Origin of the sequence: Kitasatospora sp. NPDC004799, assembly GCF_040609095.1 — a bacterium.
In the GTDB taxonomy this organism is placed as follows: domain Bacteria; phylum Actinomycetota; class Actinomycetes; order Streptomycetales; family Streptomycetaceae; genus Kitasatospora.
Genome location: NZ_JBEXJK010000125.1, coordinates 1 through 20076 on the forward strand (window position 1 = coordinate 1; position 20076 = coordinate 20076).

The 20076-nt window shown below is 74.0% G+C and carries 19 protein-coding genes and 1 pseudogene; 12 read left to right on the forward strand and 8 right to left on the reverse strand.

All coding sequences use genetic code 11. The annotated features are described in order from the left end of the window. Positions 1-50: 50 nt before the first annotated feature. Together ABZW03_RS17960 and ABZW03_RS17965 are read right to left on the reverse strand one after the other, a co-directional pair. Positions 51-965: an arginase family protein gene (locus ABZW03_RS17960; RefSeq protein ID WP_355258607.1), complete on the reverse strand. Its 915-nt coding sequence runs from the start codon at positions 963-965 to the stop codon at positions 51-53. 29 nt (positions 966-994) lie between these two features. Then, positions 995-1579 (reverse strand): cysteine hydrolase, encoded by a 585-nt coding sequence (locus tag ABZW03_RS17965; RefSeq protein WP_355258610.1) that lies wholly within the window; start codon positions 1577-1579, stop codon positions 995-997. Positions 1580-1841: 262 nt separating this feature from the next. On the opposite strand from ABZW03_RS17965, the gene ABZW03_RS17970 reads away from it, so the two are divergent. Genes ABZW03_RS17970 through ABZW03_RS17985 form a run of 4 tightly spaced genes read left to right on the forward strand, consistent with a single transcriptional unit; the run spans position 1842 to position 7525 of the window. Continuing rightward, positions 1842-2558 carry a DUF3865 domain-containing protein gene (locus ABZW03_RS17970; RefSeq protein WP_355258613.1) on the forward strand — a complete coding sequence of 239 codons (717 nt, stop codon included), beginning with the start codon at positions 1842-1844 and terminating at the stop codon, positions 2556-2558. A gap of 52 nt (positions 2559-2610) precedes the next feature. Further along, entirely contained in the window at positions 2611-3621 is a 1011-nt protein-coding gene (hypE, locus tag ABZW03_RS17975; RefSeq protein ID WP_355258616.1) for a hydrogenase expression/formation protein HypE, read from the forward strand. Then, positions 3621-5951 (forward strand): carbamoyltransferase HypF, encoded by a 2331-nt coding sequence (gene hypF, locus ABZW03_RS17980; protein WP_355258619.1) that lies wholly within the window; start codon positions 3621-3623, stop codon positions 5949-5951. The genes hypE and hypF overlap by 1 nt, the downstream gene beginning before the upstream one ends. 20 nt (positions 5952-5971) lie before the next feature. Further along, positions 5972-7525 carry a hypothetical protein gene (locus ABZW03_RS17985; RefSeq protein WP_355258621.1) on the forward strand — a complete coding sequence of 518 codons (1554 nt, stop codon included), beginning with the start codon at positions 5972-5974 and terminating at the stop codon, positions 7523-7525. 119 nt (positions 7526-7644) lie between these two features. Here the strand turns inward: ABZW03_RS17985 and ABZW03_RS17990 are convergent, their stop codons facing one another. Further along, the gene (locus ABZW03_RS17990; RefSeq protein ID WP_355258624.1) at positions 7645-8052 is read right to left on the reverse strand and encodes a hypothetical protein; all 408 of its coding nucleotides are present in this window, start codon (positions 8050-8052) and stop codon (positions 7645-7647) included. A 446-nt stretch (positions 8053-8498) separates the two neighbouring features. On the opposite strand from ABZW03_RS17990, the gene ABZW03_RS17995 reads away from it, so the two are divergent. After that, the gene (locus ABZW03_RS17995) at positions 8499-9896 is read left to right on the forward strand and encodes an MFS transporter (RefSeq protein ID WP_355258627.1); all 1398 of its coding nucleotides are present in this window, start codon (positions 8499-8501) and stop codon (positions 9894-9896) included. A gap of 561 nt (positions 9897-10457) precedes the next feature. Here the strand turns inward: ABZW03_RS17995 and ABZW03_RS18000 are convergent. Both ABZW03_RS18000 and ABZW03_RS18005 read right to left on the reverse strand, forming a co-directional pair. Further along, positions 10458-11396 (reverse strand): hypothetical protein, encoded by a 939-nt coding sequence (locus tag ABZW03_RS18000; RefSeq protein WP_355258630.1) that lies wholly within the window; start codon positions 11394-11396, stop codon positions 10458-10460. Between the two features lie 130 nt (positions 11397-11526). After that, on the reverse strand, positions 11527-11961 hold the full coding sequence (locus ABZW03_RS18005) for an NUDIX domain-containing protein (RefSeq protein ID WP_355258633.1): 435 nt from the start codon (positions 11959-11961) through the stop codon (positions 11527-11529). Between the two features lie 153 nt (positions 11962-12114). Between ABZW03_RS18005 and ABZW03_RS18010 the strand changes: the two genes are divergently transcribed. Next, positions 12115-13218: an NADH:flavin oxidoreductase/NADH oxidase gene (locus ABZW03_RS18010; RefSeq protein WP_355258636.1), complete on the forward strand. Its 1104-nt coding sequence runs from the start codon at positions 12115-12117 to the stop codon at positions 13216-13218. 539 nt (positions 13219-13757) lie between these two features. On the opposite strand, the gene ABZW03_RS18015 is transcribed toward ABZW03_RS18010, so the two are convergent. Next, the gene (locus ABZW03_RS18015) at positions 13758-14294 is read right to left on the reverse strand and encodes a hypothetical protein (protein ID WP_355258639.1); all 537 of its coding nucleotides are present in this window, start codon (positions 14292-14294) and stop codon (positions 13758-13760) included. 267 nt (positions 14295-14561) lie between these two features. On the opposite strand from ABZW03_RS18015, the gene ABZW03_RS18020 reads away from it, so the two are divergent. The 6 genes from ABZW03_RS18020 to ABZW03_RS18045 all read left to right on the forward strand — a co-directional run bounded on the left by ABZW03_RS18020 (position 14562) and on the right by ABZW03_RS18045 (position 18636). Then, complete coding sequence (locus ABZW03_RS18020) at positions 14562-14981, forward strand: carboxymuconolactone decarboxylase family protein (protein ID WP_355258659.1); 420 nt, start codon at positions 14562-14564, stop codon at positions 14979-14981. Positions 14982-15568: 587 nt separating this feature from the next. After that, entirely contained in the window at positions 15569-15811 is a 243-nt protein-coding gene (locus ABZW03_RS18025; RefSeq protein ID WP_355258642.1) for a hypothetical protein, read from the forward strand. Positions 15812-15821: 10 nt separating this feature from the next. Then, positions 15822-16562, forward strand: coding sequence for a helix-turn-helix transcriptional regulator (locus ABZW03_RS18030; RefSeq protein ID WP_355258645.1), 741 nt, complete (start codon positions 15822-15824; stop codon positions 16560-16562). Between the two features lie 84 nt (positions 16563-16646). Beyond that, positions 16647-17096: a hypothetical protein gene (locus tag ABZW03_RS18035; protein WP_355258648.1), complete on the forward strand. Its 450-nt coding sequence runs from the start codon at positions 16647-16649 to the stop codon at positions 17094-17096. 194 nt (positions 17097-17290) lie between these two features. After that, the gene (locus ABZW03_RS18040; protein ID WP_355258650.1) at positions 17291-17947 is read left to right on the forward strand and encodes a maleylpyruvate isomerase N-terminal domain-containing protein; all 657 of its coding nucleotides are present in this window, start codon (positions 17291-17293) and stop codon (positions 17945-17947) included. A gap of 149 nt (positions 17948-18096) precedes the next feature. Further along, complete coding sequence (locus ABZW03_RS18045) at positions 18097-18636, forward strand: 2'-5' RNA ligase family protein (protein WP_355258653.1); 540 nt, start codon at positions 18097-18099, stop codon at positions 18634-18636. A 75-nt stretch (positions 18637-18711) separates the two neighbouring features. Here the strand turns inward: ABZW03_RS18045 and ABZW03_RS18050 are convergent, their stop codons facing one another. Both ABZW03_RS18050 and ABZW03_RS18055 read right to left on the reverse strand, forming a co-directional pair. Further along, positions 18712-19353: an RICIN domain-containing protein gene (locus ABZW03_RS18050; protein WP_355258656.1), complete on the reverse strand. Its 642-nt coding sequence runs from the start codon at positions 19351-19353 to the stop codon at positions 18712-18714. Positions 19354-19403: 50 nt separating this feature from the next. After that, a pseudogene (locus tag ABZW03_RS18055) lies at positions 19404-20076 on the reverse strand (hypothetical protein); the annotation flags it as partial.

A 20076-nucleotide genomic window follows, 5' to 3' on the forward strand; every position in this document is an offset into this window, starting at 1 on the left:
TGGGTCGCAGGCCGCTGGGCGCCCCGGGGCGCCGAGCGGGTGCCGCCCGGTCAGCCGCGGGCGGCGGCGATCCGGGCGAGGATGGTCGTGGTGACCGCCAGCACGGCGTGGCCGGTCATCCCGCCGACGTCGTGGGCCGGCGCGAACTCGACGACGTCGTAGCCGACGACCGGTTCGGGCAGGCGTTCCAGCAGGCCGATCAGCTCGCCGCTGCCGAGCCCGCCGGCGACCGGGGTGCCGGTGCCGGGCACGCAGGAGGCGTCCATGACGTCGATGTCGAGGGTGACGTAGAACCGGCCGACGCGGGCGGCGATCGCGTCGAGGTGGCGCTGGTAGTCGCGGCGGGCCTGGAGCGGGTCGTCCAGGAAGGCGGCGGCCGGCACCTCGTTGATGCCGTGTTCGCGGATGAACCCGACCTCTCCGGCGTCGTAGGCGCGGGTGCCGACGAGCAGGACGTTCTCCGGGGCGACGGCGCCGTCCTCGATGATCCGGCGCAGCGGGGAGCCGTGCGAGATGCTCGAGCCCTGGTAGCCGTCGAGCACGTCCGGGTGGGCGTCGAACCAGACCAGTCCGAGGGTGCGGCCCTGGGCGGCGCCGAGGACGATCGGGTAGGTGACCGAGTGGTCGCCGCCGAAGGTCAGGACGGGTGCGGCGGCGTCCCGGAAGACCTGCTGGTAGGCCGCGCCGACGTGTTCGATCGACCGGGCGAGGTCGAAGCGCCAGGTCTCCACGTCGCCGAGGTCCAGGACCTTGAGCCGGGAGGCGTCCCGGCCGTGCCGGTCGGTGGTCTTCAGCCGCCGGGACAGTTCGCGCACCCGGCTCGGCCCCAGTGAGGCGCCGCCCGCGCCGCCGGCCCCGCCTTCGAACGGCACCCCGAGGACGATCACGTCCGGGGCGTCCTGCGGGCCGTCGGCGGCGGCGAGGCCGCCCCATACCCGCGCATGCGGCTCGGTGAGCCCCTGCATGGTCTCTTCCCTCCCTGCCGTACGGCCGGCTACGGCAGCGCCTGGACGCTGAAGTCGAAGCCGGCGCCGGTGCGGATGCGCTCGATCACGTCGGACATCGGGGTGACGACGGCGCAGTAGGAGGCCAGCCATTCGAGGGCGCGGGTGCGGTCCTCGTCGCGGGTGGAGACCACGCCGTCGGAGGGGACGACCACGTTGTAGCCGCGGAAGTGGGCGTCGGCGGCGGTGGTCTGGATGCAGACCTGGGCCTGCATCCCGGTGATGATCAGGGTGTCGATGCCGTGCTCCTCCAGGTACTCGTGGAGCTTGGTCTCGAAGAAGCCGCTGTCCTTCTTCTTCTCCATGACGACGTCGGTGGGGGCGAGGAACTCCGGCAGCAGTTCGGCGCCGGGGGTGCCGCGCAGCACGGGGATGCGCCCGTCGTGCAGTTCGAGCTTCTTGTCGCCCTCGTCGTAGATCAGCTGCAGGTGGATCACCGTGACGTCGAGCTCCCGCGCCCGGGCCAGGAACCGCACGAAGTCGGGGGTCATCCGCTCGACGTTGGCCTTGCGCTGCTCGTTCTTGTCGACCAGGTCGTGCTGCAGGTCGTTCGTCAGGATTGCGTATCGGGACATGTCAACTTCCGTCATGAGGACACCCGGGGCGGAGAACCTCGGGGATGTCTTCGACACTAGTCATACGTATGAGGGAGGCGCAACAGACGTGACGTCAGAAGCTGTTTCAACTGCCTACTTTGAAATCTTGTCATGTCGTCATGCGTATGACTACTCTACCGAAGGCGGTGCAGCCCTGAAGCGGACCCGTCAAGAGACGTCCGCTGCCCCTGCTGCCCGCGCGCCTTCCCATCACCCCTTCGTGCGAGAGCAGAGGCATGTCATGACCGAGCGCCTGTCCGTGCAGATCGACGCCCGCAACGACCAGTTCACCAGCGCGGTGAAGAGCCGCATCCTCGATTCCCTCTCCGACCTCGGCACCGAGTCGCTGGAGTGGCTCGTGATGGAGCACTACCAGTTCTCCTTCGCCAACAAGGGCCTGCTGCAGACCGCCGTCGAGTGCACCCGGCAGCTGGCCGAGCAGGGCGTCACCGTCGAGCTCCAGCGCAACGTCGACGAGGAGGACGGCCACGCCCCGATGTACAAGCAGGGCATGCTGAACGTCGGCACCGACATGGACACCCGCGTCGAGTTCGCCCCGACCACCAAGTTCCTCGCCGACGTCGAGGCGCTGTGCGCGCCGAACCCGTCCCGCGCCCTCGGCGCCCTGTACGCCACCGAGACCGCCGCGATCTTCGAGCACGAGGTCTTCTTCGAGCTCTGCCGCGAGGTCTGCGAGCGCCGCGGCTTCCCCTACGAGGGCAGCCTGATCAAGCGCTTCCACGACATCCACCTGGAGGACGGCGTCGAGCAGGGCCACAAGGACGGCCTGGCCGCCTTCGTCGACCTCGACCAGACCGGCACCGAGTTCGCCGAGGGCCTGCCGGTCGAGGCCGCGCAGGTGCGCCAGGGCGCGCTCGACGCCATCGAGGTCATGGAGGTCTGGTGGGACGCCCTGCTCGGCAAGGTCTTCCCGCAGCCCGCCGGCACCGCGGCCTGAACCGGCCGGACGGGGCCTGAATCGACACACTGAGCACAGGAGGGGCTGACGCATGACCGAGACGGTCGTCCTGGACCACGGAGCCGGCGGCGGGATGAGCCAGGAGCTCATCGGCGGCACCATCGCCGCGATCCTCGCCGACACCTATGTCGGCGAGATGGAGGACAGCATGGTGCTGGAGGTCCCCGGCACCCGGATCGCCATGACGACCGACTCGTTCGTCGTCGACCCGATCTTCTTCGGCAACGGTGACATCGGCAAGATCGCCGTCGCCGGCACGGTCAACGACCTGGCGGTCAGCGGTGCCAGGCCGCTCTACCTGACCCTGGCCGTCGTACTGGAGGAGGGATTCGCCCTCGAGGACCTCCGGCGCGTCCTGCGCTCCGTCCGGGACGCCGCCAGGGCCGCGGATGTCAAGATCGTGGCCGGCGACACCAAGGTGGTCCGGCGCGGAGAGGCCGACGGGATCTTCCTCAACACCACCGGTGTCGGGGTCGTGGAACGCCCGCTCACCCTCTCCAGCCGCACGCTCCGGCCCGGCGACCAGGTCATCGTGACCGGCCACCTCGGCGACCACAGCATCCACATCCTCTCGATGCGCGAGGGCCTGGGCTTCGAGCAGCGGGTGCAGAGCGACTGCGCCGTCCTCAGCCACGTCATCGCCGACGTGCTCGACGAGTGCGGCGACGCGGTGCGCTGCATCCGCGACATCACCCGCGGCGGCCTCGGCACCGTCCTCAACGAGTTCGCCCAGGCCTCGGCCCGCGCCATCGAACTGGCCGGACCGGCCCTGCCGATCCGGCCGGAGACCGCCATGGCGGCGGACATGCTCGGCGTGGACGTCATGTACCTCGCCAACGAGGGCAACCTGTGCCTGGTCGTCTCCCCCGACCGGGCACAGGCCGCGCTCGAGGCGCTGCACGCCCACCCGGAGTGCGCGCGGGCCGCCGTGGTCGGCGAGGTCGTCGACGGCGAACCGGGCACCGTGCGGATGGTCCACGCCGACGGCCGCACCACCACCGTCGACCTGCTGTACGGGGCCCAGCTGCCGAGGCTGTGCTGATGGCCGCCGCAGCGGTGCGCCGGACCCTGCGGGTCAGCGGCTTCGTCCAGGGCGTCGGCTTCCGGCCGTACGTCTACCGCCTGGCCACCCGGCACCTGCTGGGCGGCTGGGTGCTCAACGACGAGCGCGGCGTCACGATCCGGGTCGAGGGGCCGCGCGCCGCCGCCGACCTCTTCGCCGCCGAACTGCTCAAGCAGCCGCCGGAGTTGGCCAGGATCGACTCCTGCACCCTGGTCGAGGAGGAGCCGGCGCGCACCTGGTCCGCCTCGTTCACCATCCGGCACAGCGAGAGCGCCGGCGGCCCGGGCGGCGGGGGCGCGCTGGTCACCCCGGACAGCCACGTCTGCGCCGACTGCGCGCAGGAGCTGTTCGACCCCGCCGACCGCCGCCACCGCTACCCGCTCGTCAACTGCACCAACTGCGGGCCGCGCTACAGCATCATCCGCGGTGTCCCGTACGACCGCCCCGGCACCACCATGGCGGACTTCACCATGTGCCCCGAGTGCCGGAGCGAGTACGGCTCCCCGGCGGACCGGCGGTTCCACGCCCAGCCCAACGCGTGCTGGGCGTGCGGCCCGCAGGTCCGGCTGCTGAGCCAGGACGGCACGCCCCACCCGGCCGCCGGGGAGCAGGACGACGCCGTCGCCGCGGCCGCCGCCCTGCTCCGGGCCGGCCGCATCCTCGCCGTCAAGGCGCTCGGCGGCTACCAGCTGATGGCCGACCCGCACCACCCGACGGCGGTCGCCGAACTGCGCCGGCGCAAGGAGCGCGGCGGCAAGCCCTTCGCCCTGCTCGCCCGCGACAGCGCGACCGTCGCCCGGTACGCCCGGCTCGACGAGCAGGAACGGCGGCTGCTGGAGTCACCCGCCCGCCCCATCGTGCTGCTCCAGGCCCGGCCGGACCACGGCCTCGCACCCGAGGTCGCCCCGGCCACCGCCACCCTCGGCTTCATGCTCCCGGCCACCCCGCTCCAGCACCTCCTGCTCGCCGACGCCGCCGACGTCCTCATCGCCACCAGCGCCAACGCGGCCGACGAGCCGATGGCCCGCACCGAGGACGAGGCGCTGGGCACCCTCGGCGGCCTCGCCGACGCCTTCCTGGTCCACGACCGGGAGATCCACACCCGGGTCGACGACTCGATCGCCCGGGTCGTCCGCAGCACCGTCGAACCCAAGGTCGCCTTCGTCCGCCGCGCCCGCGGCTTCGTCCCCGACCCCGTCCCCGCCCCGTTCCCGCTGCCGCCCGTCCTCGCCCTCGGCGCCGAACTGAAGAACACCGTCTGCCTCGGCGAGGGCGGCAGCCTCTACCCGAGCCAGCACCTCGGCGACCTCAAGAGCCCCGGCAACCAGCGGTTCTTCACCGAGACCATCGACCACCTGCGCGCCCTGTTCGGCGTCACCCCCCGGTACGTCGCCCACGACCTGCACCCCGACTTCCACAGCACCCGCCACGCCGCCGCCTGCGCAGGCGTTGAACTGGTGGGCGTCCAGCACCACCACGCCCACATGGCGTCCTGCATGGCGGACAACGGCCTGAACCGGCCCGTGATCGGCGTCGTCTTCGACGGCACCGGATACGGCACCGACGGCACCATCTGGGGAGGCGAGTTCCTGATCGGCGACTACCGCGGCTTCGAACGGAAGGCCCACCTGGGCCGCTTCCGGCTGCCCGGCGGCGACAAGGCGGTCCGCGAGCCCGCCCGGGTCGCCCTCGGCCTGCTGGCCCAGCACTTCGGCCCCGAGGCGGCCGACCTCCCGCTCGACCTGGTGCGGCAGCGCGACCCCTTCGAACTCGGCGTGCTGACCAAGATGGTGGAACGCGGCATCAACTCGCCGCAGACCTCCAGCATGGGCCGGCTCTTCGACGCCTACTCCGCCCTGCTCGGCGTCTGCGAACAGGTCGGCTACGAGGGCCAGGCCGCCATCGAGCTGGAACAGCTCATCGCCTGGGACCACCGCCCCGCCCGGCCCTGGCCGCTGCGCCTGGAGAGCGAGGAGGACCGCCTGGTCATCGACCACCGGCCCTGGCTGGAGGCGGTGCTGGCCGAACTCGCCGACCCGCGGCGGAGCGCGGCCGAGACCAGCCGGGCCTTCCACGAGAGCGTGGTGCACGCCGTCGTGGAGATCTGCCTGCGCCTGTCGCACGACAGCGGGCTGCGCGACGTCGTCCTCAGCGGCGGCGTCTTCCTCAACCAGCACCTGCTGGTCCGGGCGGAACAGGAACTGACCGCCGCCGGCCTGACCGTCCACACCCACGGACGCATCCCCACCAACGACGGCGGCATCTCCATCGGGCAGGCGATGGTCGCCGCCGCCCGGGCACTCTCATGAACCACACGGACGAGGCGGGTATGACGGACGAGGCGGGCATGGCGGACGAGGCTGGCATGGCGGACGAGTCGGGCATGGACGAACAGCACATCAGGGCCAACCTCGACGCGATCGTCGGGCAGATCCGGCAGTACGTGCCGAGCATGGCGCCGTACTACGCGATCGACGAACCCCTCGGGCAGTACGCGGCCCGGCTCCGGCCGGCCGACCCCGCCCCCGTGCACGCCCGCCGCCAGCACCGGCTCGCCGGCGCCGTCCAGCGGGTGCTGCGGCAGGCCTTCGGGCCCGCCGCGGCCGAGCTGCCCGTCGACGCCCGGGACCTGAGGGCCGTCAACATCGTCGACCACCACCAGCTGCTGAACCACCCGCTGCTCCTGGGCACCAACATCATCGCCAACGCCGACCGGCTGACCGGCCCCGACGAGCAGGGCCGCCGGCCGGACGGCGGCAAGCGGCCCATCGTCACCCTCTCCTGCAGCAACGTGCCGCCGAGCAACCACTACATGCTGGGCGGCTTCCGCTACCGCGGCGAGAACGTCCCCTACTTCAAGGCGAAGGAGAACCGCGACGCCGTGTACTACGTCGGGGCGCGCCCCTTCGACTTCGTCGAACGGCTCCGGGCGGTCAAACGGTGGACCCGCTTCACCCCCGACGAGCAGGCGTTCCTCACCGGCTACCAGGACCACCTCAACGGCCTCGACCACGCCCACACCCACCGGCACCGCGACCAGCTGGCCGTCGCCCTGCGCGGCACCTGGCCACTGCTCTTCGAGGAACACCTGCGCAAGGACCTCCCGGACCTGCTCTACGCCACCATGGAGGACGTCACCCGGGAGTTCCTGCTCGACCTGCTGGGCGGCGCGGGCGCCTGCGAGGAGAACCACCTCACCGCCGCCCTCTTCGACCCCGCCTTCCGCCGCGAGGTGCTGGACGCCTTCCGCGGCGTGGTGGTGGCCTGGGACGAGGCCGCCGGCAAGGGCACCCACTTCTTCTGGCGCAAGTACCCCGGCCGGCCGGAGCTGCTGCGCCTGTACGTCGACGGCACCGACCTGGTACCGACCGACCCCCGCTTCGCCCACCTGAAGGTCCCGCTGGAGCCGGCCGCCGTCCGCGACCACCTCGAACGCGAGGAACTCGTCCCGTCCGTGGCGCTCTGCGTGCTCGTACTGCTCCACGCGGGGGTCCGGCCGCTGGTCGGGCCGGGCTCCCTGGTCTACACCACACGGCTGCGCGACGGCTGGGCCGACCTCCTCGGCCGGCACGGCGAGGCGGCCGAGGCGGACCTCGCCGCCCGGGTCGACACCGGCGGCCTGATCGCGGGCACGCCGATGTTCTTCGCACCCGCGCAGGGCGGCGGGGTGCGGACGCTGCACGCCGCCGACGTGTTCAGCCTGGGCGGGGTGTCGGAGGCGTACCTGAAGACCGTGCTCGGCACCCCGCTCCGGGACCTGCTGCGCGTCGGCTCCAGCGGTGTCTACGAACTGTTCGCCGGCTCGTACATCCCGCAGGAGAGCCGGCTCACCGAACGCGTCGGCTTCGACGCCGCCGCCTCCGTCGTCCACGACTGGTTGTAGCCCTCCGCCGCCGGTCGTGGCCATCCGCCGCGCGGCGGCAGCACTCGCGGGGAAGCGCGGACAGCCGCGGCCCCGCCGACAGCCGCCGTCCCGGGCGGCTTCCGCCTCGACGACAGGCCCTAACAGTCGTCGCAGTGGACCGTGGCGTCTCCGGCCAGGCGCCAGGAGCGGCTGCGCCGGGTCAGGGCCCAGGTCTCGGGGGCGTGCCGGATCGCGTCGATCCACGCGGCGAGTTCGGGCAGGGCGTACTGCCGCAGGGCGCGCCGGGCGTCGGCCCGGTCGGCCGCCGGGAGCGGGGCGACGCCGACTCCCACGTTGGGCCACAGGCTGGAGCGGCCGCCGTAGCTGTAGTTGGAGGAGCGCGGCGGGTTCCAGACGACCCTCAGCAGCGTCCCGTCGTCCAACGGGCGGCCGTAGAAGTCCAGGGAGTAGACGCCCTCCTCCGGCGTGCCCAGGACGGAGTGGAGGTCCGTCGGGGTGAGCGGCCACGAATGGTCGCGCGGCAGGCGGCGGTTTCTGGCGGGCACGGCCCGAGGATGGCACACGCCCCGGTGGCGGCGCACCCGCATTTCGGCCCGTCGGGCCGCGGGCCCGGGTGACGCAGCGGGGTCGTTCCCGTACGGACGGGTACCGCGCCGCTGTGGGAAGGGCCACAGTTCCGGTGCCCGCGGGGCCCGTTGGTGACGAGGGTCACGCCCGGCGGCCGTTCGCGGCCTGCGGCGGCGCCCGCCCCCGGCAGGACTGGGCCAGGGCCGTCGCGGCACGGGCGAAGGGCCTGTCCGCTTCGGGACCTTGGTCGTGAATCCGCTCGACCTTCGGCCCGGTGGCGCCCCGGCGGGGCCGGGGCAACCGTGGACGGTCGCCCGTTGTGACCGGGCGATGGCGCCGTCCGAGGTGGGCGGCGCCTTCCCCTGCCGTCTACCCGGCGCACGGTGCGCAGTGCGCGCCGTACGCTCCGGAGGACCCCAAGCACATGTCCCAGACCATCGACAACGCCCCGTATACCGCGTTCCACCGCAGACTGGCCCTGGCCTGTTCGGGCGGGCCCCTGCTCGACGGCTACATCCTGAGCATCGTCGGCGTCGCCCTGATCGGGATGCGCCCGGACCTCGGGCTGTCCACCGCCGAGGTCAGCCTGATCGGCGCGGCCGCCCTGGTCGGAATGTTCGTCGGCGGCGCGCTCTTCGGCGTGCTGACCGACCGGATCGGCCGGGAGGTGATGTACACCGCCGACCTGCTCGTGATGGTCGCCTGCTCGGTGCTCTCCTTCTGGGTGGACGCGGTGTGGGCGATCGCCGTGCTGCGCTTCGTGCTCGGCATGGCCGTGGCCGCCGACTACCCCATCGCCACCTCGCTGCTCGCCGAGTGGCTGCCCGCCAAGCACCGCGGCCGCCTGCTCGGGCAGCAGATCATCGCCTGGTACGCCGGTTCCGTGCTCGCCTACGTGGTGGGCTACCTGTTCCTGGAGCTGGCCGGGCCGGGCAGCTGGCGGTGGATGCTGGCGAGTTCGACGGTGCTGTGCGTGGTGTTCCTGGTGATCCGGCGCGGCTCGCCGGAGTCGCCGCGCTGGCTGGCCGCCAACGGGCGGGTCGGTGACGCGGTGCGGGTGGTCGAGAAGCACCTGGGCGTGCGCGTGGACGGCCGGGAGCTGATGCCCGACCCGGCCGAGCGCGGCCGCCCCGGCGGACTGCGCCTGCTGATGACCCAGCCCTACCGGCGCCGCACCCTGTTCTGCGGCCTGTTCTTCCTGTGCCAGGTCGGCCCGCTGTTCGCGATGCTCACCTTCGGCCCGCAGATCCTCTCCTCCTTCGGCATGCCGGGCGGCACCGTGATGGAGACCCTCGGCACCGGCCTGATCAGCCTGGTCTTCCTGCTCGGCTGCTACCCGGCGCTGCGCCTGATCGACACCCGCGGCCGGCGGCCCGTCATCATCTGGTCCTTCGCGCTGATGACCGTCCCGCTGGCGCTGCTGGGCGTGTGGCCCACCGCCCCGGCGGCGGTCGCGCTGCTGGCGCTGTGCGCGTACGCCTTCCTGTGCGGCGGGCCCAACGTGCTCGACTGGACGTACCCCAACGAGCTGTTCCCGACCGAGATCCGGGCCACCGCGGTGGGGGTGGCCACCTCGGTCAGCCGGATCGGCGCGGCCGTGGGCACCTACCTGCTGCCGCTGTCGCTGACCGGGCTGGGCACCGGCCCGACCATGCTGATCGCCGCCGGGACCACCGCCCTCGGGCTGCTGGTGTGCGTCCTGTGGGCGGAGGAGACCCGGGGCACCGCCCTCGGGGCCTCGCCCGCTGCGGCCGCCGCTGCCGCTTCGCGGGGTGGCCGCGGCCCCGTCCCGGCGCAGCGCGTGCCGCAGGCGGCGCGCTGACGGGCGCTTCGCGTACGGCGCTCCGCCTCGCGTGCCGACGGCGCCGCCCGGTTCTCCCGGGCGGCGCCGTCCGGCGTTGCGGGAGGGTCGACTCCCGCTTCCCGTAGGGCCGCACCCCCTGGGCGGCCCGCGAAGGCCCTGCCACTCACCGGGCCCCGGGCACACGCGGAGCCGGCTCCCCTGCCCCGCACCTGCTCCAGGGCCACCCGGTAGCCCCGCCGCCACGACGAGCCAACTCCCGCCTCCGGCAAGCGCCCCCCGGGCGGGCCGCACACCGCGACCCGGCATCACGCGACGCCAACTCCCCTGCCCCGCACCCGCTCCAGGGTGGTGCGGTAGGCCCCGCCGCCGCGACGAGCCAACTCCCGCCTCCGGCAGGCGAAACCACAACCCCCACCCCCGGGCCGCACACCGCGACCCGGCATCACACAGCGCCAACTCCCCTGCCCCGCACCCGCTCCAGGGTGGCGTGGTAGGCCCCGCCGCCGCGACGAGCCAACTCCCGCCTCCGGCAAGCGAAACCACAACCCCCACCCCCGGGCCGCACACCGCGACCCGGCATCACACAGCGCCAACCCCCCTGCCCCGCACCCGCTCCAGGGCCACCTGGTAGGCCCGCCACACGGGGTACGGGCCGTGCCAGGGGCGGGGCGGGAGGAGGTCGTCGGGCTCGACGCCGGCGGGCAGGCGGCCGGTGACGCGGGTGGGCGGGCGTCCGTGGTGGTGGGCGAGGTACGTCCAGTAGCCGACGGCGAGCGGTGCGGCGACCACGCCGGCCGGGGTGGGCCAGGCCTCGCCGGTCTGCGGGTGGCGCGGCACCACGGCGATATCCGGGAGCGGCCCGGAAGGCCGCAGCCCCGGGCCGGCCAGGGCCACCCGCCTGACCGGGCGTCCGGCCGCCCGCTGCCCCGGGCGGTACAGCTGGTCGAGCGGGGCGCGCAGGATCTCGGCGAGGGGGCCGTCGGGGAAGGTGACGAGCGCGCCGTCCGCGGCGGCGGCCAGGTGGGCGAGCGTCACGGCCAGCTCCGCCTCCCAGCGCGGCTCCCACCGCCCCGTCGCGTCCCACGGCTCGATGGCGCAGCCCGGCTCGGTGAGCGCCGCCCAGTCCGCGACCGGGCGGGCGGGGCCCGCGGGGACGGGGCGCACCGCGTCCGGCTCCAGCCAGGTGGCCTGCCACAGCGAGCAGGCGTCGACCCTGGTCGCCACCTCGTGGCCGCAGCCGACGCAGGTGACGTTCGGGCCGTCGTGGCCGTCGATGCCGCAGCAGGCCTCGGGTTCGCGCCTGCCGGCCAGGGTGGTGCCGTGGGCGTCGCCGGGGGCGATCACGATCCGGCGGGACGTCGCGGCGGGGTGCTCGTCGACGGCGTAGGTGCCCGCCTCCATCAGGACGGGCATGGGGTGGCCGTTGCCGTAGCCGAAGTCCGCGTAGACCGGGTACGGGACCCGCGACAGCGGCACGGTCAGCGCGTGTCCGCACCGCCCGCACTCGAAGACCTCCATGCACTCCCCTGTCCGGCGCCGGGAGCGGGTGTGTGCGGCGCCGAGGGGCGAGTATCGCGGGCCCGGCGGCCGGGGCCAACGGGTTTTCCGTCGGCCCCGGGCCTGGCGCGTCGGGCCGGTCCAGGTCCCGTCAGGCCAGGTCGCCGCGCTCGCGCAGTAGCGGCAGGAGGTGGTCGCGCACGGCGGGGGCGAGGCGCAGGGTGTCGTCGCGGCCGTCGGTCCAGCGCAGGTCGGCGAGTTCGGCGGCGGGGACGGGCTCGCGGTCCAGGGTGGCGGTGAAGACGGTCATCAGCATGGGCACGCCTTCGAGGGCGGCGGTGGCGCGGATGTCGGTGAGGTGGCGGGGGTCGACCGGGGCCGCGCCGAGTTCCTCGCCCAGTTCGCGGGCCAGCGCCTGGAGGGCGTCCTCGCCGGGGTCGGGCTTGCCGCCGGGGAGGTAGAAGACGTCGGGGGCGGCCTGCTTGCTGACGACCAGGAGCCGGCCGTCCTGGACGATCGCGGCGGCGGCGACGGTGAGGGGTGCGGCGGGGGTGGTCGGGGTGCTGGTGGCTGCGGGGTCGATCATGGAAGGGATTGTCGCAGGTGGGAGGGCATGCCGATCGGACCCCTTGCAAGTGCCATGCGCGCGCAACTATTGTTTGCGAATGTAAATGCAGCTGCAAAAGTTGCATGATCGCCCCTTTGTCTCGGCGCCAGCCGATCCCACCGGGAGTCCGACATGAGCACCTCTCTCTTCGCGCCCCTCACCCTGCGGGGCCTGACCGTCCCCAACCGGATCTGGATGCCGGCGATGTGCCAGTACAGCGCCGCCCCGAACGGGGACGCGGCCGGCGTGCCGACCGACTGGCACTTCGCCCACCTCGCGGCCCGCGCCGCCGGCGGCACCGGGCTGATCATCACGGAGGCCACCGCGGTCAGCCCCGAGGGGCGCATCAGCCCGTACGACCTCGGCATCTGGAACGACGAGCAGGCCGCGGCCTTCCGCCGGATCACCGCCTTCCTGAAGAGCCAGGGCACCGTCCCCGCGATCCAGCTCGCCCACGCCGGGCGCAAGGCGTCCACCGAGCGCACCTGGGTCGACCGCGGGCGCCCCGTCGCCCCGGACGAGGAGCACGGCTGGACCCCGGTCGGCCCCAGCGCCGAGGCCTTCTCCGCCGCCCACACCACGCCGGACGAGCTGACCGAGGAGCAGATCGGCGGGATCGTGCGGCAGTTCGCCGACGCCGCCCGGCGCGCGCTCGACGCCGGCTTCCAGGTCGCCGAGGTGCACGGCGCCCACGGCTACCTGGTCCACCAGTTCCTCTCCCCGGCGGCCAACCACCGCACCGACGGCTACGGCGGCTCCTTCGAGGGGCGCATCCGCTTCGCGCTGGAGGTCGTCGACGCCGTCCGCTCGGTGTGGCCCGAGGACCTGCCGGTCTTCTTCCGCGTCTCCGCGACCGACTGGATCGCCGAGAACCCGCGGGACGGCCGCGAGGGGTGGACCTCGCAGGACACCGTGCGCCTCGCCAAGGAGCTCCAGGCCCACGGGGTCGACCTGCTCGACGTCTCCACCGGCGGCGTCGTCCCGGACGCCCTCATCGAGGCCGCGCCCGGCTTCCAGGTGCCCTTCGCCGAGGCCGTGCGGCGCGGGACCGACCTGCCGGTGGCCGCCGTCGGCCTGATCACCGACCCCGCCCAGGCCCAGGCCGTCCTCACCGGCGGCCGCGCCGACGCCGTCCTGCTCGGCCGCGAGCTGCTGCGCAACCCCTACTGGGCCCGCCACGCCGCCGCCGAACTCGGCGGCGAGGTCACCACCCCCCTCCCGTACCACCGCGCCTGACCCTCCGGTGGGTGGGGTGGGAAGTCGGCCCCGCCGACTTCCCACTCCGCCCACCCACGCACCCCAGCGGAGCGGAGTGTCCGGCGGCCGAAGCAGCGCAGCACAGGAAGTCGAACCCGCCGACTTCCTGCTCCATCCCCACGACCGCCCCATCCACCGACGCAGCGGCCCCTCCCCAACGCCACCCGCGACAGGGCCCACCACCCGGCCCACGGGCCAGCGCCCGCACCGACGCAGCACGAGAAGTCGGCCCTGCCGACTTCCTGCTCCGCCCACCCACGCACCCCAGCGGAGTGGAGTGCCCGGCGGCCGAAGCAGCGCAGCACAGGAAGTCGATTCTGCCGACTTTTCACGCACCCTCGGCGGGCGGGCTGCGAGGTGGCTGGCGCAGCACGACACGGAAAGTCGACCCAGCCGACTTTCTACTCCCCCACCCGCGTCCCCTCGACGAAGCGGGGTGCCCGGCGGCCGGAACAGCGCAGCACAGGAAGTCGGCCCCGCCGACTTCCTGCTCCAGCTCCGTGCGGGCGCCGGGTGGTTCAGGAGTCCCGCCGCTCCGGGTCGTCGTCGCCATCGGCGCCATCGGCGGCGGCGTCGTCGAGGGCGGTGGCGTCGCTCAAGTCCTCCACCCTCACCGGCCGTTGGCCGTCGAACACCACCGCGAGGCCGTACGGGTCGCAGATGGGCAGGCGGCCCTGGGCGAAGTGCAGGTGCCATTCGTCGAGGTGGAAGTTGAGCTGCGGGGAGTCCAGGGGGAAGTCCGTTTCGGGCAGGCCGAGGTAGGGCTCCGACTCCGCCTCGGTGAGGCCGAAGAAGGCCGGGTCGGCCGCCAGCGCCTCGCGCACGAAGCGGAGGCCCGCCGCCAGGTAGCGGTCGATGGCGCCGAGCACCTCGCCGACCAGGGCGAGGTCGGCCCGGTCGAGGTCGTCGGTGCCTTCGAGCAGGATGGTCGCCTCGACGGGGGCACCGTACAGCGCGCTCCTCGGCGCCTGGGCCACGCTCCAGAGCCTCAGCCCGTCGGGCCCTCGGCCGGGGAGCAGCCGTCCGATGCCGGGGTGGAAGACGTTCGGGGACACGGCGACTCCATGACGACGACGGAAGAGAGGCCAACGCTACCCCCGCAGCCCGCCACCCCTCCCGACATGCAGTCACAGGAAATCTTTCGGCCCAGCCAGGGCGGGGTGACCCCATTTCAGGGGGGTCTGGCCGCAAATCTTCCTGCGGAGGCGGGTCGGCGTGGCGGGCTTGAGTTGGAGCGCACTCCAAGTCCTACGGTTTCTGCCGTGGTTCGGAACCGCCGGTGGCCGGCGGCCGGAGACGGGAGAGGAGCAGCGCAGATGAGCATGTCCGCGAACGAGGCCGAGGTCCGCCGGGAGCGCTTCGAGCACGGGATGGAGGTGCTGGAGCGGATCGACGGCGAGGCCGGGCGACGGGTGGTGGAGTCGCTGGGCGACGTCAGCCCCGAGCTCGGGCACCAGATCGTCGCGTGGGGGTTCGGCGAGGTCTACAGCCGTCCCGGACTCGCGCCGCGCGAGCGGCAGTTGGTCACCCTGGGCATGCTCACCGCGCTCGGCGGGTGCGAGCCGCAGCTGGAGGTCCACGTCAACGCCGCGCTGAACGTCGGGCTCACCCCGCAGGAGATCGTCGAGGCGCTGCTGCACTCCGCCGCCTACTGCGGCTTCCCGAAGGCCCTGAACGCCACCTTCGTCGCCAAGAAGGTCTTCGGCGAGCGCGGCCTCCTGCCGGTCACGGCGGAGCAGTAGTCCCGGTTCCGCAGGGCGGTTCCCCGGCGCCGGGTCCGGCGCCGGGCCGGGCGCACGGGACGTCAGGTCCCTCACTGGCCGGCAGGCGGCCGGGCGGCCCCGGTGGTGCGGGGCCGTGCCTGGCCGGCCCTGCTGGAACAGGGCAGGCCGGATCCCCTGGGTGGTGTCGAGTGGCAACGGCCGGGGAGACCGCGTGCATGAGCGATGACCGGGCCGGTCCCGGGCGCCTCCGGCCCTGGGCCCGGGGCGGGGCCTGCGGGGCGCTCACCCCGCCGATATCCACAGAGGATGGCGTTTTCGATGTCCCGCGGCAAGCCCGCAAGGGTGCGCGGGGTCGGACACGGCGGGCGGCCGGGGCCCGCGGGCGCGGACGGGCAATGGCTGTGAGCTGCGGATTCGTCCTGACGGCGTTTCACATTCGAGTGGGACAAAGCGAGAAACGGTGCCGTAAAGCGTTGGACCGTTCCCGCGGGCCACGGCGACCCTGTGCGTGGGTGTCCAGCCCGCCCGGCTCTGGAAGGCCGGGCAGGCGCGCCAAGGACCCCCGTCGAGTGGCAACAACCGCAACCCAGCGAAGCGGAGAGCGCGTGAAGCAGCAGTACACCCCGGCCGCGTACGCGGCGTGCGTGGAGGTCCGGACGGCCCCGGGCGCCCCGGTGACGGCCCCGGCCGCCGTCCTCGTGGTCGTCGTCCTCCTCCTCACCACCGTCCTGACCACCTCCGGCATCCCCGCCCGCACCGCCGTCGCCACCCTGGCCACCGCCGGACTGCTCGGCACAGAGCTGGCCCGCCGCCTGGCCGAGGCGCTCACCGTCCACCGGGCCCGCTAGGCGGCGGCCGGTGGGGCGCCTGAACAGCGCCCTGGCTGAGCGGGACAAGGAGGTCCGGGCGCTCGCGCGGTGGCTGCGCGCCCTGCGCGAGCGCTCCGGCCTCACCTACAGCCAGATGGCGCACAAGACCGCCGGGTTCACCCAGCCCGTCTCCCTCGCCACCCTCTCCCGCGCGGACGAGGGCCGCACGGTGCCGACCTGGCCGGTCACCGAGGCCTACACCCGGGCCTGCGGCGGCTCGGTGCGCACCGCCGAGCGGCTGTGGCTGCGCGCCGACGCCAACCGTCCCGGGCGGCGCAGGGGCAAGAACGTGCCGGGCCCACCGGCCGCACCGGGTGCGGGCCGGGCACTGCGGTACGTCACGGAGCGCTCCGAACTGCTCCTGGCCATGCGGCGACTGCGGCTGCGCGCCGGGAGCCCGTCCCTGCGCGAACTGGAGACGCGCGCGGTACGGGCCGCGGTGAGCCACCTGCCGCGCAGCACCCTGCACGGGGTGCTGGCGGGCGAGCGGGACTGCACCGAGCGCGTCCTGGTCGAGTTCGTCCGGGCCTGCGGGGTCGGCCCGGCGGAGGAGGCCGAGTGGGTCGCGGCCCTGCGCCGCACCGGCGCCGCACCGCCCCCGCCCCTGGACGTCCGCCGCCAACTCGCCGAGGCCCACGCGGAGATCCTCCGCCTGCGCCGCGCCCTCGACGGCCGCCCCGCGCGGGGCGGCGGACGGGCCGACGTCCCGCGCCGGGGCGGCGGTCGATGACGGCCCGGGGAGACGTCACCGGACGACGACGGGCCCACCTTCGCCGACAGGCTCCTCGATCCGCCGACGCGGGAGCTGCTGTCGATGCCGCCCGAGCCCAGGACCGCGAGCGGGGCCGCGATCACCTTCTTCGTCCTGGCCGTCCTCTTCGGCGTGCTGGGGCTGGGCTCGCTGAACTCCGACGACGACGGCCGCATCACCGACACCGCGTACCGACTCGGCTACGACTACGGCTCGTTCGTCCTCTCCGCGATCCTGCTGGGCATCGGGCTCGCCGTCCACGCCCGCCACCGGAGCCGCCGGAGTGCCACGGCGGACCGGTGGCCGCGGACCTACGACCAGTGGCAGCAGCTCCACCAGGTGTGGCGGGCGACCTGGCTGTGCCGCCGCTGCCGCGTCACGTTCCTCCCCGCCGCGGCGCTGCGCCCCGACTCCGACGCCTCGCCTGCGATACCCGTGCCGCGGTTCCTGCCGTGGGCGGCGGACACCGCCCAACAGGACCACCGCCCCGGCACCCCGACCACGTCGGGCTGACCGCTGCCCCCGCGGCCCACAAGGAGAGCCCGCGTCCACGCCGGCCCTCGGCGGCCGCCCGGCGCAGGAAGTCGGCCTGGCCGACTTCGGGTGCCACACCCGCCACGAAAAGGCCTCACCCGTACAGGAAGTCGGCCCGGTCGACTTCCTGTGCGGCGAACGGCGGTTGCCGGCGGCGGTGGTAGCTTGCGGGGGTGGGGCTCTTCGGGCGGTCGTGGGCGGCGTTGCGGGCGGCGGTGGACGGGCTCGCGGAGGAGGACTTCGCGGCGCCGTCCGGGTGTGCGGGCTGGCTGGTGCGGGACCTGGTGTGCCATCTGGTGATCGACGCCCAGGACGTGCTGATCACGCTGGTGACCCCGTCCCCGGCGGAGCCGACCCGCGACGCGGCGTCGTACTGGGAGGTCCACCGGGAGCCCCCGGACGGGCAGGACCCGCTGGCCGCACTGACGGTACGGCTGGCCGCCGCGTACGGGGACCCGGCGCTGCTGCGCTTCCACCTGGACGACGTCGGCTCCGCGGCCGGCCGGGCCGCCGGCCTCGCCGACCCGTGCCTGCGGGTGGCCACCCAGGGGCAGGTGCTGACCGCCGCCGACTACCTGGACGCGTACGTGCTGGAGTGGACGCTGCACCACCTGGACCTGGTCGCCCACCTGCCGCACGTGCCCGGCCCGCCCGCCGAGGGGCTGGCCGCGGCGCGGCGGCTGCTGGAGCGGATCGCCCGGGCCCCGTTCCCCGCCGCCCTGCCCGACGCGGACGCCCTGCTGGTCGGCACCGGCCGGCGGACCGCGACGCCGGCCGAGCGGGCCGCGCTGGGGGCGCTCGGGGAGCGGGTGCCCTTCGTCCTCGGGTGACCCGGACCCCCGACCCGACCCGACCCGACCCCGGCCGGCAGAACGGGGCCGGGCCCGCAGGACCGGGCCTCGCCGGTTCTGCACCGCAGTGGGGTTCGTGGACGCCGTGGACTCGAAGCGAAGATCGATCGGGTGGCATGATGTCGCCCATGGCGGGGGACGGTGCGGGCGGGTATCGGGCGGGCGAGACGGCGCTGATCGTCAAGGTGCCCGAGGCGGAGCCGGTCGTGGGCCGGTGGCGTGAGCGGTTCGACTCCTCGGTGGCCGTCGGGATTCCGGCGCACGTGACCGTGCTCTATCCCTTCCTGCGTCACGACCGCATCGGTGACCGGGTCCTCGGTGAACTCGGTGCGCTCTTCGGTGCCCACCGGGCCTTCGACGTCGGGTTCCCGGGCTGCGGCCGCTTTCCCGGCGTGCTCTACCTCGCCCCGGCGCAGGAGGACCGGCTGCGGGCGCTCACCTCGGCGGTGGCCGACCGGTGGCCGGAAGCGCCGCCGTTCCAGGGCCGGTTCGCCGACGTCGTGCCGCACCTGACGGTGGCGTACAGCCAGGAGCCGGGCGTGTTCGACGAGATCGAGGCGGACCTCTCGGGTCGGCTGCCGGTCACGGCCCGCGTCGTCTCCGTCCACCTGCTGGTGTACGACGGCACCACGTGGCGCGAACGCGCGGAGTTCGCCCTGCGGGGCTGATAGCCCGAGGTGGCCGGGTGGAGCGGGCGGCGGGACGGGCGGGCCGTCCCGCCGCCGGCGCGGGGTGCGGCGCCGTCAGGCCAGTTCCAGGGAGAACAGGTCGGGGGCGCTGCCCTGCAGGATCTGGCTCCCGTTGTTGCTGTTGTACTGCGCGGAGAACCACAGCTGCGTGCTCTGGATCCGCAGGGCGAAGAGGTCGGTGCCGGACACCTTCAGCATGGAGAACTGCTGGTGGTCCGGCACGTAGTCGTCGTCGCAGCCGACGGTGAGGATCCAGGCCCCCGGGTCGCTGAACCCGCGGTCGACGGCCATGCACCAGTGGCGCCAGCCGTCCCGGAAGACCACCCGCTCGCTGCCGTCCGCCTGGCGCTTGCGGCAGACCTGCCACTTCTGGTTGTCCTGGTCCTCCCACTGGTACTGGATGACCGAGCCGTGGTTCCAGGAGGACAGCGCGACGGTCAGGTACAGGTTGGTGCCGCCGGCGGCCTTGATGCGGTAGTAGCCCGGGTCGCAGGCGAAGTCGCTCCCCCGGTCCGCGAGCGGGGCCGGGGCCGGGGCCGGGGCCGAGGCCGAGGCGGGTGCGGCCGAGGCGGCCGGGGCCGTGGTGAGCAGCAGGGCGCCGGCCACCGCGGTGGTGGCGAGCGCGGTCAGGCGGCGCAGCGGTCCGGGACGGCGCGTCGCGGGGCGCCGTGGTCCGCGGCTGGGGGGCGTGGGCATCGTGAACTCGCTTTCGCGGCGGGGTGGTCGGGGGCGGCGGGCGCGGCCGGTCAGCAGGACAGCCGCTGGCGGGCGGCCCCGCGCACGGTGCCGGCCGGCTCCGTGGCGGCGCAGGAGACGGTACCCAGTTCGGGGACGTCGTAGGTGGTGTAGCTGCCCTTGCCGCCGGGGCTGGTGTTGACCCAGAAGCCGGTGGTGCCGGCGCGGGCGCAGGTGTACTGCACCCATTCGCCGGTGACCTTGCGGGTGCCGCGGTAGAGGCCGTAGTAGCCGGGCTTGTTGAGGTACCAGGTGGTGGAGACGGTGCTCGTGGTGGTGGAGGAGGTCGTCTTCTGGACGTCGAAGCCGACCTTGGCCGACACCTTGAAGAACAGGAAGCCGGCGGAGGCCCCGATCGTGGTGCTGTTGTTGACGGTGGTGGTGACGGAGTCGACCCGGGTCAGGGTCTCGGTGCGCTGGCCGGTGGTGCCGTCGGCGACGTTCACCGCGAGGAAGTCGGTGACGACGGGTTCGACCTTGGTGCTGAGGACCTCGGTCCACTCGGTGTCCACGCCGGGGGTGCAGGTGGCGGTCGGGGGCGCCGGCAGCGGGGCCGCGGCGGCGGTGGTGGCGCCGGCCAGTCCGAACGAGGTGACGGCGGCGAGGAGTGCGGCGGTCGACGCCGTCGCGCGGCGCAGCGGGCGCCGGCGGTTCGGCGGGTGCGGAGGGTTCACGGGGGGCTCC

Coding starts and splice junctions, on each gene's coding strand:
- ABZW03_RS17960 (WP_355258607.1), bottom strand. CDS start 965: ATGCAGGGGCTCACCGAGCCGCATGCGCGGGTATGGGGCGGCCTCGCC.
- ABZW03_RS17965 (WP_355258610.1), bottom strand. CDS start 1,579: ATGTCCCGATACGCAATCCTGACGAACGACCTGCAGCACGACCTGGTC.
- ABZW03_RS17970 (WP_355258613.1), top strand. CDS start 1,842: ATGACCGAGCGCCTGTCCGTGCAGATCGACGCCCGCAACGACCAGTTC.
- hypE (WP_355258616.1), top strand. CDS start 2,611: ATGACCGAGACGGTCGTCCTGGACCACGGAGCCGGCGGCGGGATGAGC.
- hypF (WP_355258619.1), top strand. CDS start 3,621: ATGGCCGCCGCAGCGGTGCGCCGGACCCTGCGGGTCAGCGGCTTCGTC.
- ABZW03_RS17985 (WP_355258621.1), top strand. CDS start 5,972: ATGACGGACGAGGCGGGCATGGCGGACGAGGCTGGCATGGCGGACGAG.
- ABZW03_RS17995 (WP_355258627.1), top strand. CDS start 8,499: ATGTCCCAGACCATCGACAACGCCCCGTATACCGCGTTCCACCGCAGA.
- ABZW03_RS18000 (WP_355258630.1), bottom strand. CDS start 11,396: ATGGAGGTCTTCGAGTGCGGGCGGTGCGGACACGCGCTGACCGTGCCG.
- ABZW03_RS18005 (WP_355258633.1), bottom strand. CDS start 11,961: ATGATCGACCCCGCAGCCACCAGCACCCCGACCACCCCCGCCGCACCC.
- ABZW03_RS18010 (WP_355258636.1), top strand. CDS start 12,115: ATGAGCACCTCTCTCTTCGCGCCCCTCACCCTGCGGGGCCTGACCGTC.
- ABZW03_RS18020 (WP_355258659.1), top strand. CDS start 14,562: ATGTCCGCGAACGAGGCCGAGGTCCGCCGGGAGCGCTTCGAGCACGGG.
- ABZW03_RS18035 (WP_355258648.1), top strand. CDS start 16,647: ATGCCGCCCGAGCCCAGGACCGCGAGCGGGGCCGCGATCACCTTCTTC.
- ABZW03_RS18045 (WP_355258653.1), top strand. CDS start 18,097: ATGGCGGGGGACGGTGCGGGCGGGTATCGGGCGGGCGAGACGGCGCTG.
- ABZW03_RS18050 (WP_355258656.1), bottom strand. CDS start 19,353: ATGCCCACGCCCCCCAGCCGCGGACCACGGCGCCCCGCGACGCGCCGT.